The sequence below is a fragment of the Sulfurimonas sp. genome (assembly GCF_028713515.1).
Taxonomy (GTDB): domain Bacteria; phylum Campylobacterota; class Campylobacteria; order Campylobacterales; family Sulfurimonadaceae; genus Sulfurimonas.
In genome coordinates this window covers 36,938-51,470 of sequence record NZ_JAQTOD010000002.1, presented here as the reverse complement: position 1 = coordinate 51,470, position 14,533 = coordinate 36,938, and the positions used below count along the sequence as shown (strand labels likewise).

Genomic DNA, 14,533 nt, shown 5'->3' with positions numbered 1-14,533 from the left:
AATCATCATCCGATTATGAATAATTATAAGTTTACTCTACACTATAATTTTTAATCTCTCTTATAAGCAGATGCTTATTAATTCAACAATCTCTTATATTTGGAACACAAAATACTCAAGTGAGCTTTGCGTGTTCCATAAAGTGTTCAAAAAGTAAATTTTACGGATTCCCATAAACTCTAAGAAGTTTTTGAACAGCAAAAGTTAAATACTATCTTGTGTTTATCGGGTAATAATGCCTAAAAATGTATCTACGGCTTGTTTAGCCATTAATTCTTTTTGATTACTATATCTCTGTGTTGTAGTGATTTTGGAATGTCCTAGAGCTTTTGAGATATATTCTAATGGTACATTGTTATTAACAAGAGTAAAACCTAGTAAGTGCCTAAAATCATGTAGCTTCATGTCAGTAATACCAGCATTTTCCTTTATTCTTTTCCATAGCCTTGCGGGAAAGGTAAAAAAAGCTTTATCAGTTTTAGGAGACACAAATACTAATCCACTCTCTTTCCTTTCTAAATATTTAAAGTGTTCAATCAACTCATCATCAAGTGCAAAAGTAAGGTTTTTTCTAATTTTTGACTGAGAGTCTTTGATTGTATAGATTTTGTTCTCAAAGTTTATATTAGACCAATCTAAACTCAGTACTTCCCCAGCTCTTCTACCACGCAATAAAAACATAAACATAAGTCTGTATTGATTGTCTGCTATTTTCATTATTTCTTCAACTAGAGCTTTAGCTTTATCATCTGGCAGTGTAAAATATTTGTTAGCATCATAATCAGGAAACTTTAGACCTTTAATTATGTTCTTTGTGATAATGTTTTTTTCAATTGCATCATTAAATATTGGAGAGAAACAAGTCTTTATAGTCTCTATGAAACTTGGCTTATTACCATTCCTAACCATAGTGTTTATTACTTTTTGAAAATCATCTTTTGTGATCTGTTTAAGTTTCTTGGATTTTAGTTGTTGTGGTATATGATTGCTAAAGAATGATTTATATATAGTGATTTTTTGCGGAGATAATAAAGAGCCACTTTCTTTAAAGTTCATATATTCATTAAAATATGATTTAAGTGTTGGATTGTCCTGAATTCTGATAGAGTCACCATTCTTTAATTTTTGTATTAATTCATTTCTTTTTTGAAAAGCAATAGATGGATTTGTTCTTATTGCGTCATTTGAATAGCCGACTATTTGCTCAGTATCTATTAGACCGACAATTTTAATTCTAGCGATATAAGTTCTTACCTTTGATTGGCTATCTTCTTTATAATAAACACCTGCAAATTTTGTTTTAATTAGCTTGGACATAATCAAACTTCAAATCAGAAAGATTCTACCACACTTTTTTATCAGTAATTAGTAGTAAAAGGATATATTGACATTATAACAAGTAAAACATAAGGAGTGCTAAAAGTAGCAGTTAGTAGTAATAAATGATGGTGCTCACAACTGGACTCGAACCAGTGACTTTTACCTTGTCGAGGTAACACTCTACCAACTGAGTTATGCGAGCAAGAGCAGAATTCTATCAAAAAATACTTAAACTAATTTTTCTTATTTTTATCATAAAAAAAGCTATTAAGATTTTAAAGAAGAGCTTTTCTTTACACTAAATTTATGTTTACTGAGTGTATAATTCGCGTTAATTAAAAAGTGCTCAAAAGGTAAGTAATGAGTTTGACTGAGTTGGAAGAAATAGGGATAAAAAATATTGGTAAAATCTATCATAACATCGGTTATGATGAGCTAATTCAACACGAACTTGAGAATAGTGAGTGCGCTATCACAAAAAAAGGTGTAACAGCGGTTGATACTGGAATTTTTACAGGCCGTAGCCCAAAAGACAAATATTTTGTTGATTGTGATCCATCAAACAAATATATTGCTTGGGGAGATGTAAATAAAAAGGTTGATGCTAAAGTTTTTGAGGAACTTCTCACTGTAGCCAAAGAACAGTTGTCAAATAAAGATATTTATGTAACAGATGTATATTGTGGAGCAAGTGCGGCATCAAAAAAATCTATTCGCTTTGTATCTGAAATAGCTTGGCAGTCTCATTTTGTAAAAAATATGTTTATTCGTCCAACAGAATCGGAACTAAGAACATTTAAGTCAGACTTTACTGTGCTAAATGCTTGTAAGGCTATAGATGCGAAGTTTAAAGAGCACGGGTTAAATTCTGAAGTATTTGTAATGTTTGATATTGAAAACAACATGGCAATTATTGGTGGAACTTGGTATGGTGGTGAGATGAAAAAAGGAATTTTTTCTATGATGAACTACTGGTTACCACTTGAGGGCAAACTCTCTATGCACTGTTCCGCAAATGTTGGCAAGGATGGTGACACAGCACTATTTTTTGGGTTAAGTGGAACTGGAAAAACAACTCTTTCAACAGATCCAAAAAGAAGATTAATAGGTGACGATGAGCATGGCTGGGATGATTATGGTGTTTTTAACTTTGAGGGTGGATGTTATGCCAAGGTAATAAACCTTGATCCAGATAGTGAACCTGAAATATTTTGCGCCATAAGAGAGGGTGCCCTGCTTGAAAATGTAGCTATGAATGAAGAGGGAGAAGTTGATTATAGTGATGATTCGAAGACCGAAAATACTCGCGTTTCTTACCCGATTGAGTTTATAGACAACCATGAGCCTTCACTTGGTGCCGATCATCCAAAAAATATTATATTTTTATCAGCAGATGCATTTGGTGTTTTACCGCCAGTTTCAAAACTTACAAGAGAACAGGCGATGTACTACTTTTTAAGTGGATACACTGCTAAGGTTGCTGGAACAGAGAGAGGTATAACCGAGCCTGTTGCGACATTTAGCTCATGTTTCGGCGAGGCATTTTTACCGTTACATCCAACAGTTTATGCGAAACTTTTAGGTGAAAAGATAGATAAATATGGTGTTAATGTTTATTTAGTTAATACTGGCTGGACTGGTGGCGCTTATGGTGTTGGAAAAAGAATGAGCATCAGAGATACTCGCGCTTGTATTGATGCTATTTTAGATGGAAGCATTAAAAACAGTGAGTTTATGACAACTAAAACCTTTAGATTAAGAGTTCCAAAAACGCTAAATAATGTAAATTCAGAGATTCTAAATCCACGAAATGCATGGAAAGATGAGAGCGAATTCAAAAAAACAAGAGATACGCTTGCTAATATGTTTATTGAAAACTTTAAAAAATATCAACTAGAAAATAGTGAGTTTGATTACTCTGCTGCAGGTCCTAGAATAGTAAAAGAGGATTAAGAAATCCTCTTTTTATTTATCTCTTTTTCTTTTTTGTCGCTTTTGTCATGTAAAGCCATAAACTACCACCAACTACGACTAAAACAATAGGTGCAACCCAAGGTTTATCGCTAACCAACCCAGCCATTCTTACCAAAAAAGCGCCAGAGTAGTAGCTTCCAAGTCCAAAAAATAGAGCCCAGATACCAGCTCCTAAAACATTCAATATTGCAAACTTTTTAAAATCATATTTTGTAAGTCCAATTGCTATTGGCACTAACGATTTTAGTCCATAGATAAACTTTTTAATTATAATTATCCAAGAACCTCTCTTTTTCATCAAAACATGAACAAGGGCTAATTTTCTTCTGTGAGCTCTAAGCCCCTCCATCATAACGCTCTTTTGGTATTTCGCCATATAATAGAGTAAAAAATCACCAAGTGCGTTTGCAAAAAATGCTATTGCTATGGAAGTTGTAAGATCCATCTTTCCCATGTACGAGAGAACTCCAGCACCAAGCAGAGCAAAAAATCCGCCACCTAGTGAGTATAAAAATAGTCCTACATAACCGTAAGTTGCTAAATTTCCAAATATATCTTCCATGTCTTTCCTATAGTTGTTTTAGTTTTGCTATCTCATCGCGAAGTCTCGCAGCTTCTTCAAAGTTGAGTTCTTTGGCTGCTTGCTTCATTTTAAGCATAAGTTTTGTTGTGAGAGCTTTTCTCTCTGACGCCGGCATTTTATCCATTTTTTTATTTTTCTGGTAAATTTCGCCATAATCTTCAACTTTAAGATTTTCATCTAGCTTTCTCATAGTTGTGGTCGGCGTTATGTCGTGCTTTTTATTGTGCGCTTCTTGAACCTCTCTTCTAGCGGTTGTTTTGTCCATGGCTTTTTGCATTGAATTTGTTATCTTGTTTGCATAAAGTATGACTTTTCCGTTTGAGTTTCTAGCACCCCTACCGATGGTTTGGACAAGCGCGGTCTCACTTCTTAAAAATCCCTCTTTGTCGGCATCTAAGATTGCCACAAGAGAAACTTCTGGTAGGTCTAAACCCTCTCGAAGAAGATTTATCCCAATAAGCACATCAAACTCCCCTAAACGAAGTGAGCGGATAATCTGGTTTCTCTCTATCGTGTCAATATCGGAGTGCATGTATTGAACTTTTATACCCAAATCCGCCAGATATTTTGTCAGTGCTTCCGCCATTTTTTTTGTTAGAACAGTTATGAGAACTCTCTCGTTTTTGACTATGATTTTTTTTATCTCATCATGTATATCTTCAACTTGATTGTCTGATTTTCTTATCTCTAAGATAGGGTCAAGAAGTCCAGTTGGCCTGATGATTTGTTTCGCTTTCGTGCTTGATAACTCTAGTTCATATTCCGATGGAGTTGCTGAGACAAAAAGATAGTGAGGCGCCTTGTTGATGTACTCATCTGCCATAAGCGGTCTGTTGTCAAGCGCACTTGGAAGACGAAAACCATACTCGACCAAAACCTCTTTTCTGGCTCTATCTCCTGCGTACATTCCACGATATTGTGGAAGCGAAACATGAGACTCATCCACAATCACTAGATAATCTTTATGATGAAGTGCAAAATAATCAAGTAGAGTGTACGGTGCTTCGCCTGCTTTTTTGTTTGTTAGAAGTCTTGAGTAGTTCTCAACTCCCTTACACATTCCAGTGGTTTGGAGCATCTCTAAGTCAAACTCAACTCTCTGTTTTAGCCTCTGATGCTCAAGCAATTTTCCGCTTGCCTTGAAGTAAGCCAACCTCTCATCCAGCTCCTCTTCTATGCGTTTTATCGCCACCGCCATCTTCTCTTGGCTCACACTAAATTGCGAAGTTGCGTAGATTGTAAACTGCTTATGTTCTTCTAGTTTTTTGTTGTCGATAATATCAAAAGTATAGATTGACTCTACCTCATCCCCAAAAAACTCAATCCTGATAGCCTCTTGCTCGAAATATGGCGGATAAATATCTATACTTTCACCATTGACTCGTATGTGACCGCTGTCAAAATATGTATCATTTCTGCTATAGCCCATCTCTACAAGACGCAAAAGAAGCTTTTTTTGTGCTATCTCATCGCCAATAGAGACCGACTGAACCATATTTTCATACTCCTCAGGGTCTCCCAAACCATAGTTCGCAGAGACAGATGCTATAACGATAACATCATCATAACTAAGCAGATTTGCAGTTGAAGAGAGTCTCATTCTCTCAAGTTCATCGTTAATGGCGCTATCTTTTTCAATAAAAAGATCTTGCCGTGGGATGTAGGCTTCCGGCTGATAATAATCATAATAACTTACAAAATACTCAACATGATTATTTGGAAAAAATTGACGAAACTCACTATAAAGCTGAGCTGCAAGAGTTTTGTTATGGGTCATGATGATAGTTGGCATCTGCACATTCTCTATGACCTTAGCCATAGTATAAGTTTTACCACTTCCAGTAACGCCCTCTAACGATTGATAACGATTACCTTTAAGTATGGAATCGCTTATAGTTTTTATGGCTGTTGGTTGATCACCTGCTGGAGAGTATGGGGAAACTACTTTAAATTTTGACTGATTTTTCATTGATGAAATTGTAGCTAAATGTAGGAAATAAAAAATTTACACAAAGAGACAACCATCTAGAATAGAACTTTTATGTTTTATCTGTAAATCAGCACCCACAAACAATAACTAGTCATGATAGACTAAAAAGCATAGTTTATTTTGACTGATGCGCTGTCCTCCTGCGGGCATGCGGCTAAACTTTTATGGATTGTTAGGGAAGTTTTAATTTTTTTATTGATTTTGTGCTTAAAAGAGAGTGTTGAGATTTTACTAGTTTTTGCAAATTTACTCTTATCTTTTACTTGTGAGTAAGAAGCCGTTAGTGATGAACGCTTATTATTTTTATAGCTTACTCCTGTCTCAAAATTATAAGGATTGCTCAGTAGTGCACTCGAAGATTTTTTCAGATAAGTATAGTTGCTTTGAGTGAAAATATCATAGGTGCTATCTATAAAATATTGTGTTTCAAGGGTGCTTGTGTAGCTTGCCGGATTTGTTTCTATGTTTGTTGCTTGTGTGGGTAAAAAAAAGCTTTGTGAAACAGTTGTTGTAAAATTTTCCAATAGTTTATCTTGATATATTAGGTTTATTGTGGTGTCGCTTGAGTAACCTTCATCTGTTGTTGTGTCTTTTTCTTGAGAGTTTTGCAGTTGTGCAATAAAGCCATTTCTGGAGTAGTTAGCAACCATAGAGACTCTTTCGTTAGTCATATCTTTTTCAAGTGCATAATTAACAGAAGTGGATCCTTTTAATAATGAGCCTAGATCTTGAGTGTGATAAAATGATTGTTCATGGCACTTTCTACTACTAGATTGTATATTTTGAAACAGTGGATTGCAATACTGAGACCCAGGAGTATAAGTGCTATCAAAATCTAGTGTATTTCCTAGCATATTTGTAAGTAACAATGTGGTGTATATAAATATTTTCATAATATCAATCCACTCACTTTATTGTATATTCGCTATGTAAAAGTATAGCTTATAAAATTAAATCACTCTTTTACAAGACTTTATACGACTATTTTATTGAATTTTCTAAAATCTTTACCTCTAGTTGAGGGAATGGAATAGTTATTTTTGCTTCATTTAAGGCTTTTAAAAGAAGTAAATTTATCTCATATTGAATTTTGAAAAAGCTTTTTGTTGGCACCCAATATCTATAATTTATTTCAATGCCACTATCCCTAAAAGCATGAATACCGACGATTGATTCGTTTTCATTGCTGACATTATTGCTATTTTGTAAAATATTTTTAATTATTTTTATACAATCCGCAATATTGCTGTCATACGAAATATTAATGCTTCCCTCAACAATCCTATACTTAAATGAGTTTATTAAAACATCACCAATCATGTATTTGTTAGGGATAGTAATTTTTTCTTCATTCTCATTAACGAGGACAGTATAGGCTAGCTTTATTTCATCAACTTCCCCATAGTTATTTTTAACTGTGATGGTATCACCTATTTTAAATGGTTTGGTTGCCACTAAAACTAAGCCAGCTGCAAAGTTTGAAACACTACCTTGAAGTGCTAGTCCTGCAGTAAGAGAAATAGCGCCGATGGCGGCTATAAAAGGAGCTATAGATATGCCAAGTTTCCCAAGCGCCAAAATGCCCATCATTAAGATAACGATAATTTTAAAGAAATTTGCTATAAAACCACTAAGGGTCTCGTCAAGATTATACTTAAGAAGAATTTTAAGTGTAAATTTGTAAATATATTTTGATAAAAAAACACCTGTTGTGAAGATTATAATCGCACCTATTATCTGTAGGCTATAGTTTGCAAAAAACTCAATCATAATACTATAGAATTTGTCTATGCCACGCAGTTGCTCACTCATTTGTTGCCTTGTTTTTTATTTTTGTAGATTAGTTTTAAATCCAAATATTATCTTAATTTACCATATAAAAAAAGTATTTAGACTCTATAAAATATATTTTTCAATTAAATATTTCTCTTGACTTGTAAATTAATTATTCTTAAGCTATACAAAGTATTTAGACTCTATAAAATATATTTTTCAATTAAATATTTCTCTTGACTTGTAAATTAATTATTCTTAAGCTATACTTCGTCCAATGAAAGATGATTCGAATTTCATCTTTGGCTTGTTTTATATTGTAACCTTAATTAGGCAGTACAATCACTCCAATGATAGCTTCATATTAGATTTTCAACCACCATTAATAGTGGTGTATTAACACAAAGAGGTAGAAAAATGGCAGCATTAGTTAACGGAACAGTAAAATGGTTCAATAGTGAAAAAGGTTTCGGATTTATCGAGCAAGAAAATGGCGGAAAAGATGTATTTGTACACTTTCGTCAAATTAATAGCACAGGATATGGTCGTGTATCATTAAACGAAGGTCAAAAAGTGACTTTTGAAGTTGGTCAAGGCGAAAAAGGTCCACAAGCAGAAAATGTTACTGCACTGTAACTAATCTCATAGGCGGTTTTCCGCCTATAAATCCTCTAAATCTCACAAAAAAATCAATCAAAATAAATCTTAGAACAAATTAAATTATGATAGAATTCGCGTAATACAATAAATAGGATTCTTTATGCCAAATCAATCAGCCCTAACAAGATTAAATGATCAAATATCAAATGTAGTCCAAAAATACAACCTACTTAAAGATGAAAATGAGAAAGTTCAACAAGAATCTGCACAAATTAAAAATGAGTGCGAAAAAAAAGATAGAGAAATAGAGAGACTAACAGAAGAAAGCGCCATGAAAGATTTAGAAATAGAGCAGATAGTAGAAAAAATAGAAAGCATGATGGCGTAGATAAATGAGCAAAAAGTTAGGCTTAAACATTGGTGGGCGTCGTTTTGATGTAGATGTTGAGGATAATTTTGCTATTTTTTTAGAAAGACAAATGCGAAAAGATTTCAACATGGAAGGCAATAATGATTTAAAGATTCTCCTTCAGGCGTATGTACGAAAAAATCATGAACTTTTTCTACAAGAACAAAGAATCAATGAAATTACAAAGAAATTTGAGGACATAGAGTAAATTTTATACAACTGTAAGCTAAAAGTGCTATAATTCCGGTCTCTTCAATGAAGAAAATGTGCGTCCGTAGCTCAGCTGGATAGAGCACCGGTTTGCGGTACCGGCGGTCAGGGATTCGAATTCCTTCGGGCGCACCATCTAAACATGCAATAATCAAATTTATTATTCTCAAATTCACAATCTTTACTTTTTTTAATTTAAAACTAAATTTAAACTATATTACTTGTCACAATTTCCTAGTTTTTTGATACGATACGCAAAATTATTTATAAGTGAGATGTGGTGAAAATATTTTTATTTCTTGTTCTGTTTGTTAATTTTCTCTTTGGGGCAATGACTACTGGAATTGTGTTTGATAAAAAAAGCAATAAACCAATAGAAAATGCAATTATTGTTTCGGATTCTAAAGAGTACAAGACGGACAGTAATGGTTCGTTTGCTATTCCTTACTCAAAATATATAGGCGTTCGTGCGGTAGGATATGATAGAAAGTTTTATATCACCGGTGGAAAGATGTATCTTGACGCTCTTGTTCCAAAAGCTATCTATCTCTCTAGTCTAGGTGCCACAAATGGAAAAATTATGAGCAATGCAAAAGAGATTGCTCGTGAAACAGAGGTTAATGCTTTTGTTATTGACATAAAGATGGATCGTGGACAAGTAGCATATAGGACGGACAATCAAATTGCAAATAAAATTGGTGCGCAAAACATTGTTGTCTTTAAAGATTTAAAACTTTTTATAGCTAATCTCAAAAAAGAGAAAATTTATACAATCGCCAGAATTGTTTGCTTTAAAGATACGCCATTCGTGACGGCTTTCTCTCGTCTTGGCATAAAGAGAGAAGATGGAACTCTTTATAAAGATAAAGAGGGTTTAAGCTGGATGGATGCATCTCAGAGAGAGGGATGGGAGTACATTGTCTCTATTGCAAAAGAAACAGCTGCTGCTGGGTTTGATGAGATACAGTTTGACTATGTTCGTTTTCCGGACGCAAAAGGGCTAAAGCTTGGAGTTGAAAATTCTCAGGCGGAGAGAGTTAAGGCGATTAGTGGATTTTTAGAGTATGCAAGAATGGCTCTTACTCCCTATAATGTCTTCATGTCGGCGGATGTTTTTGGGTATGTTAGTTGGCATGATGCAGATCTTGATATAGGGCAAAGGGTTGATTCTATAATGCCCTATGTTGATTATATCTCTCCGATGCTATATCCGTCTGGTTTTAATCATGGTATCCCAGGATTTAGAAATCCAGTTGCTGCAAACTATGAGATTGTTAAACTCTCACTAGATAGAGCACTTAAGAGATCATATAAAAGTCCATTATCTTTCAGGCCATGGCTACAGGCTTTTCGTGACTACGCTTATGACAGACGCATATACGGTGAAAAAGAGATTAGAGATCAGATTCGCGCGAGTGATGACTTTGGAAGTTGTGGCTGGATTTTATGGAATCCTAGAAATGCTTATAGCTATGCTGGGCTAAATAAACTAAAAATTAAAGCTATTGAGAAGAGCTTAACGGCCTGTGTCGAACCCAAGATGGATCAACTACCTACACTTAAGCAGTAGTGTAGTTGGGGGGATGGACGCTTAACTGTTGATCTCGTTTTTTAATACCTTTGCTAGCTCACTACACTCTGCAATTTTTTGTGTATAACTTAGTTGATCTTTTAAGAGTATCTCCGTAAATGCGCTCCCAACAATAACACCATCTGCATTTTTCACTCTCTCTCTGGCTGTTTTTTTGTTAACGCCAAAGCCAACAAAAACAGGAGTTTTTGTATATCTTTTTATTGAATTCAAAAATGGTTTCAAATCTTCAGATACGCCAGAGCCCGTTATCCCTGTATATGCAACCATGTATATGAATTTTTTGGAATTTTCTACAACTTCTTTAATTCTTTCATCACTATCTGTTGGGGCGACAAAACTAATATTTACTATCTCGTTGACATCAAACAGATCTTTGTAAAGTAGTGCTTCTTCATGAGGTAGATCTGGAATAATCAAGCCGTTTATTCCAATAGATTTGGCGTATGGAATAAGTTTGTCCATGCTTTGCTGATAGAAGCTGTTGAAATATCCCATCCATAGGGTGTCAATTTTAGGTGCAACGGCTGTTGATATCTCTCTTAAATGCTCAAACTTAAAGCCAAGTTCCAGTGCCTTATGATTTGCTTTTTCTATAAGTGGACCATCAGCTACTGGATCAGAGAATGGAACCCCAAGCTCAAGCGTATCTACACCACTATCGCTAAGAGCTAAGGCTAGATCTATAGTAAATTTTTTCTCTGGATAGCCAGAGGTTATGAATGCAACTAGTTTTTTCATTTATGTTATTTTTCCAAATCTGGTAGTTTAAGTAGAGAATATTTTACATGAGTAAGTTCATTATTTAGCTTTAAATCGTCTTTCCATATCGCAAACATATCACTGATGCTTAGTAGCCATGTTACTGTTTCATCGTTTACACTCTTGTGATTTGTTCTTATCTGCTCAAGTAGCTCTTCAACAAAAGCAGAGAGCTTTGACATCTGTTCAATCTTTAGATAGCTGGATGCAGACTTAATGTTGTGAAAAATCCTAAAAAGTTCATTTACGCTTCTGTCATACATCTGCGGCTTAGAGAGATCAATGATTATAGTTTCCATGGACTCTACCATCATTCCGTAATGATCTAAAAATTCATCAACAATTTCATAATCAAAATTAGAGTCTAAATCACTTCTTATGCCCATAAAATAATTCTCCCATATAGTCAAAATTATAGCAATAATTAGTTAAAATACTTTTTATTAAAAAAGAGCAAAAAAGAGTGACTATGAAAATGACAATAAATTCTATTAAAAAAGCAAAAGGTGTTCAGCCGTTAGTTATGATAACTGCTTATGATGCGCTTTTTGCTAGATTGTTTGAACCATATGCTGATTTGCTACTTGTTGGTGATAGTTTAAATATGAGTTTTGCAGGCAGAAATGACACTCTTAGCGCGACCTTGGAGCAAATGATATACCACACCAACGCCGTATGTATGGGAGCCAAAAATAGTTTTATAATCTGTGATATGCCATTTGGAACTTATACCAATAAGGAAGAAGCTCTTAAAAATGCAACAAGAGTATTTCAAGAAACCCCGGCACATAGCGTAAAGATAGAGGGTGGTGAGAGTAAAGCGGAAGTAGTTAGGTATCTTACACAAAATGGTATAGCTGTTTGTGGGCATATTGGCCTGCTTCCTCAAGCAGTTCGTAGCGAGGGTGGATATAAGGTTAAGGGTAAAACAGATGAAGAGGAGCTGCAGCTCATAAAAGATGCCAAAGCCATACAGAGTGCAGGGGCATTCTGTATGGTTATTGAGGGTGTAAAATCTGAAGTTGCAACAAAAGTAGCCGCTAGCGTAAAAATACCAGTTATAGGCATCGGTGCAGGAGTTGGCGTTGATGGGCAGGTTCTTGTTTTTTCAGATATGCTGGGACTTTTTGAAGAGTTCACACCAAAATTTGTAAAAAAATATTTAGATGGCTCAAACCTAGTTAAAACTGCAATACAAAACTATGCAAATGAGGTAAAGGGCAGAGAATTTCCAAAAGAGGAACACACCTACTAGATGGAACGCTTAATGGAGATAGAGAAGTTTGAATCTGAAGAGAGCAGTGAAATAACTCTCCGTCCGAGTGCGTGGAATGAGTATATCGGGCAAGATCAAGTGAAAAAAAATCTTGGTGTTTTCATAGAAGCTAGTAAAAAAAGAGGTGAAGCGCTTGATCATGTTCTTTTTTTTGGTCCTCCAGGTCTCGGAAAAACCACGCTAGCGCTTATTATAGCAAACGAAATGAACACAAATATTAAGATAACTGCTGCTCCCATGATAGAAAAAAGTGGGGATTTAGCAGCCTTGCTTACTAATTTGCAGGAGAACGACATCCTTTTTATAGATGAGATCCATCGTCTATCACCAGCTGTTGAAGAGATACTCTACTCAGCTATGGAGGATTTTAGGATAGACATCATCATAGGAAGTGGTCCAGCCGCACAAACAGTAAAGATAGATCTGCCTCGCTTTACTCTAGTTGGTGCAACAACAAGGGCGGGAATGCTCTCTAATCCTCTTAGAGATAGATTTGGGATGAACTTTAGAATGCAATTTTACTCCCATGAAGAACTTTCTAAAATTATCATGCAAGCTTCAAGTAAGCTAAGCAAAACAATCGTTCATGAGGCGTGTGAGGAGATAGCAAAAAGAAGCAGGGGTACGCCTCGCATCGCACTTCGACTTCTTCGCAGGGTTAGGGATTTTGCCGATGTGGCAGATGAGTTTGAGATTAATTCTTTTAGGGCAAAATACGCGCTTAATGAGCTCGGCATAAATTCACATGGATTTGATGAGATGGACATAAGGTTGCTGACTCTTTTGGCTTCATCAAATGGCAGAGCAATGGGACTTAGTACGATTGCAGCTGCTCTTAGTGAGGACGAGGGGACGGTTGAAGATGTTTTAGAGCCTTACTTGATTGCAAATGGATACCTTGAGAGAACAGCAAAAGGCAGAAGAGCTACTCAAAATACATATGAAGCTCTAAATATCCAAATCTCATCCACTCAAGCAGGAACCCTATTTTGAAACCACAATATTTTGTAGCACTTCTTTTTGCTGTTTCGCTCTACTGGATGTATCTTCTGTATGCTCCATTTATGCTTGGAATCGTGATTGCAGCACTCTTGGCGATATCAACATCAAATATACAAAACTTTTTTGAAAAAACATTAAGGTCAAAATTTTTGGCAGCACTTACCTCAAGTTTTTTACTTGCTCTTCTTCTTTTTGCTCCTCTTGGATATTTTTTAGTAACACTATCTACAAAATTAAATCAAGCAGACCCAGCTATTTTTTTAAATATAGAGAGAGTGATTCGAGATTTTATAGCAAACCCTCCAGAATATCTACTGTTTTTAAAGCCCTATATGCTGGAGGAGATAAAGCATATAAATATGGATTCAATTACAGCATATGCGCTCTCTTTGACTGGAAATATTGGCTCATTTAGTATGGCATACTTGAAAAATTCGTTTCTTGTTATAATTTTTTACTTCTTTGCCCAATATAACGGTGCTTTTGTGGTTGAATTGTTAAAAAGAGTAGTTCAGATGTCTGTTAAAGAGACAACGCTTTTGGCAAAAGAGTTATCCTCTGTTATGAGTGTTGTTTTTTACTCAATCATAGTAAATGCAATTTTTCAGGGGATACTCTTTGGATTTGCTATCTCATATATTGGTTATGATGGTCTGCTGTTTGGCATAATGTATGGTTTTGCGTCTCTGATTCCGGTTGTAGGGGGAGCTATTATGTGGCTACCATTTAGCCTTTTTGAATTTTCAGTGGGAAATAGTTCTAATGCTATCTTTATAGCTCTTTATACGATTGTTGTCATCTCTGTAGTTGCTGATACTTTTATAAAACCATTGATTATAAAAGAGCTAAATAAGAGACTTCTAAAAGATGACGATGCAAAGATGAATGAACTTGTTATCTTTTTTGCCATTATTGCAGGACTCGCGACATTTGGGTTTTGGGGTATGATTCTAGGACCTGCGATAACAGCCTTTTTCTTAACTCTGCTGCAACTTTTTGAGGCAAGAACTAAAGAGTATGGATATAGAAAAAATTAAAAATAA

15 protein-coding genes and 2 tRNA genes are annotated in these 14,533 nt (G+C 35.1%); 9 read left to right on the top strand and 8 right to left on the bottom strand.

Annotation, left to right across the window (positions count from 1 at the left end):
• Positions 1-222: 222 nt before the first annotated feature.
• Both PHV22_RS04410 and PHV22_RS04405 read right to left on the bottom strand, forming a co-directional pair.
• Positions 223-1,317, bottom strand: coding sequence for a site-specific integrase (locus PHV22_RS04410; protein ID WP_295022229.1), 1,095 nt, complete (start codon positions 1,315-1,317; stop codon positions 223-225).
• Between the two features lie 129 nt (positions 1,318-1,446).
• Positions 1,447-1,522 (bottom strand) — tRNA-Val (locus PHV22_RS04405).
• Between the two features lie 158 nt (positions 1,523-1,680).
• On the opposite strand from PHV22_RS04405, the gene pckA reads away from it, so the two are divergent.
• Positions 1,681-3,273 (top strand): phosphoenolpyruvate carboxykinase (ATP), encoded by a 1,593-nt coding sequence (pckA, locus tag PHV22_RS04400; protein ID WP_299946006.1) that lies wholly within the window; start codon positions 1,681-1,683, stop codon positions 3,271-3,273.
• Positions 3,274-3,289: 16 nt separating this feature from the next.
• On the opposite strand, the gene PHV22_RS04395 is transcribed toward pckA, so the two are convergent.
• The 4 genes from PHV22_RS04395 to PHV22_RS04380 form a co-directional block, all read right to left on the bottom strand.
• Positions 3,290-3,856 (bottom strand): DedA family protein, encoded by a 567-nt coding sequence (locus tag PHV22_RS04395; RefSeq protein WP_295022233.1) that lies wholly within the window; start codon positions 3,854-3,856, stop codon positions 3,290-3,292.
• 7 nt (positions 3,857-3,863) lie between these two features.
• Complete coding sequence (gene uvrB / locus PHV22_RS04390) at positions 3,864-5,846, bottom strand: excinuclease ABC subunit UvrB (protein ID WP_299946003.1); 1,983 nt, start codon at positions 5,844-5,846, stop codon at positions 3,864-3,866.
• 122 nt (positions 5,847-5,968) lie between these two features.
• A complete protein-coding gene (locus PHV22_RS04385; protein WP_299946000.1) occupies positions 5,969-6,760 on the bottom strand; it encodes a hypothetical protein in 792 nt (263 codons plus the stop codon).
• 88 nt (positions 6,761-6,848) lie between these two features.
• The gene (locus PHV22_RS04380) at positions 6,849-7,679 is read right to left on the bottom strand and encodes a mechanosensitive ion channel family protein (protein ID WP_295022237.1); all 831 of its coding nucleotides are present in this window, start codon (positions 7,677-7,679) and stop codon (positions 6,849-6,851) included.
• Between the two features lie 378 nt (positions 7,680-8,057).
• Here PHV22_RS04380 and PHV22_RS04375 point away from each other — a divergent pair, with 378 nt between their 5' ends.
• The 5 genes from PHV22_RS04375 (at position 8,058) to PHV22_RS04355 (ending at position 10,429) form a co-directional block, all read left to right on the top strand.
• Positions 8,058-8,276 (top strand): cold-shock protein, encoded by a 219-nt coding sequence (locus PHV22_RS04375; RefSeq protein WP_295022239.1) that lies wholly within the window; start codon positions 8,058-8,060, stop codon positions 8,274-8,276.
• A 124-nt stretch (positions 8,277-8,400) separates the two neighbouring features.
• On the top strand, positions 8,401-8,628 hold the full coding sequence (locus tag PHV22_RS04370) for a hypothetical protein (RefSeq protein ID WP_299945996.1): 228 nt from the start codon (positions 8,401-8,403) through the stop codon (positions 8,626-8,628).
• A gap of 4 nt (positions 8,629-8,632) precedes the next feature.
• A complete protein-coding gene (locus tag PHV22_RS04365; protein ID WP_295022241.1) occupies positions 8,633-8,857 on the top strand; it encodes a hypothetical protein in 225 nt (74 codons plus the stop codon).
• Between the two features lie 60 nt (positions 8,858-8,917).
• Positions 8,918-8,994, top strand: a tRNA-Arg gene (locus tag PHV22_RS04360).
• Positions 8,995-9,139: 145 nt separating this feature from the next.
• Entirely contained in the window at positions 9,140-10,429 is a 1,290-nt protein-coding gene (locus tag PHV22_RS04355) for a putative glycoside hydrolase (protein ID WP_295022242.1), read from the top strand.
• A 21-nt stretch (positions 10,430-10,450) separates the two neighbouring features.
• On the opposite strand, the gene trpA is transcribed toward PHV22_RS04355, so the two are convergent.
• Both trpA and PHV22_RS04345 read right to left on the bottom strand, forming a co-directional pair.
• Positions 10,451-11,191, bottom strand: coding sequence for a tryptophan synthase subunit alpha (trpA, locus tag PHV22_RS04350; RefSeq protein ID WP_295022244.1), 741 nt, complete (start codon positions 11,189-11,191; stop codon positions 10,451-10,453).
• Positions 11,192-11,196: 5 nt separating this feature from the next.
• Entirely contained in the window at positions 11,197-11,598 is a 402-nt protein-coding gene (locus tag PHV22_RS04345) for an Hpt domain-containing protein (RefSeq protein ID WP_295022246.1), read from the bottom strand.
• Between the two features lie 83 nt (positions 11,599-11,681).
• Here PHV22_RS04345 and panB point away from each other — a divergent pair, with 83 nt between their 5' ends.
• From panB to PHV22_RS04330, 3 genes are read left to right on the top strand one after another with little or no spacing between them, the layout of a single operon-like run.
• A complete protein-coding gene (gene panB, locus PHV22_RS04340) occupies positions 11,682-12,467 on the top strand; it encodes a 3-methyl-2-oxobutanoate hydroxymethyltransferase (protein WP_295022248.1) in 786 nt (261 codons plus the stop codon).
• Positions 12,468-13,481, top strand: coding sequence for a Holliday junction branch migration DNA helicase RuvB (gene ruvB, locus PHV22_RS04335; RefSeq protein WP_295022249.1), 1,014 nt, complete (start codon positions 12,468-12,470; stop codon positions 13,479-13,481). It begins immediately after the preceding gene.
• A complete protein-coding gene (locus PHV22_RS04330) occupies positions 13,478-14,527 on the top strand; it encodes an AI-2E family transporter (RefSeq protein ID WP_295022250.1) in 1,050 nt (349 codons plus the stop codon). Before ruvB ends, PHV22_RS04330 begins: the two co-directional genes overlap by 4 nt.
• Positions 14,528-14,533: the final 6 nt, after the last annotated feature.

What these genes read in the sequence shown, in the direction of transcription:
- PHV22_RS04410 (WP_295022229.1), bottom strand. Translation starts at nt 1,317, where the DNA reads ATGTCCAAGCTAATTAAAACAAAATTTGCAGGTGTTTATTATAAAGAA.
- pckA (WP_299946006.1), top strand. Translation starts at nt 1,681, where the DNA reads ATGAGTTTGACTGAGTTGGAAGAAATAGGGATAAAAAATATTGGTAAA.
- PHV22_RS04395 (WP_295022233.1), bottom strand. Translation starts at nt 3,856, where the DNA reads ATGGAAGATATATTTGGAAATTTAGCAACTTACGGTTATGTAGGACTA.
- uvrB (WP_299946003.1), bottom strand. Translation starts at nt 5,846, where the DNA reads ATGAAAAATCAGTCAAAATTTAAAGTAGTTTCCCCATACTCTCCAGCA.
- PHV22_RS04385 (WP_299946000.1), bottom strand. Translation starts at nt 6,760, where the DNA reads ATGAAAATATTTATATACACCACATTGTTACTTACAAATATGCTAGGA.
- PHV22_RS04380 (WP_295022237.1), bottom strand. Translation starts at nt 7,679, where the DNA reads ATGAGTGAGCAACTGCGTGGCATAGACAAATTCTATAGTATTATGATT.
- PHV22_RS04375 (WP_295022239.1), top strand. Translation starts at nt 8,058, where the DNA reads ATGGCAGCATTAGTTAACGGAACAGTAAAATGGTTCAATAGTGAAAAA.
- PHV22_RS04370 (WP_299945996.1), top strand. Translation starts at nt 8,401, where the DNA reads ATGCCAAATCAATCAGCCCTAACAAGATTAAATGATCAAATATCAAAT.
- PHV22_RS04365 (WP_295022241.1), top strand. Translation starts at nt 8,633, where the DNA reads ATGAGCAAAAAGTTAGGCTTAAACATTGGTGGGCGTCGTTTTGATGTA.
- trpA (WP_295022244.1), bottom strand. Translation starts at nt 11,191, where the DNA reads ATGAAAAAACTAGTTGCATTCATAACCTCTGGCTATCCAGAGAAAAAA.
- PHV22_RS04345 (WP_295022246.1), bottom strand. Translation starts at nt 11,598, where the DNA reads ATGGGCATAAGAAGTGATTTAGACTCTAATTTTGATTATGAAATTGTT.
- panB (WP_295022248.1), top strand. Translation starts at nt 11,682, where the DNA reads ATGAAAATGACAATAAATTCTATTAAAAAAGCAAAAGGTGTTCAGCCG.
- ruvB (WP_295022249.1), top strand. Translation starts at nt 12,468, where the DNA reads ATGGAACGCTTAATGGAGATAGAGAAGTTTGAATCTGAAGAGAGCAGT.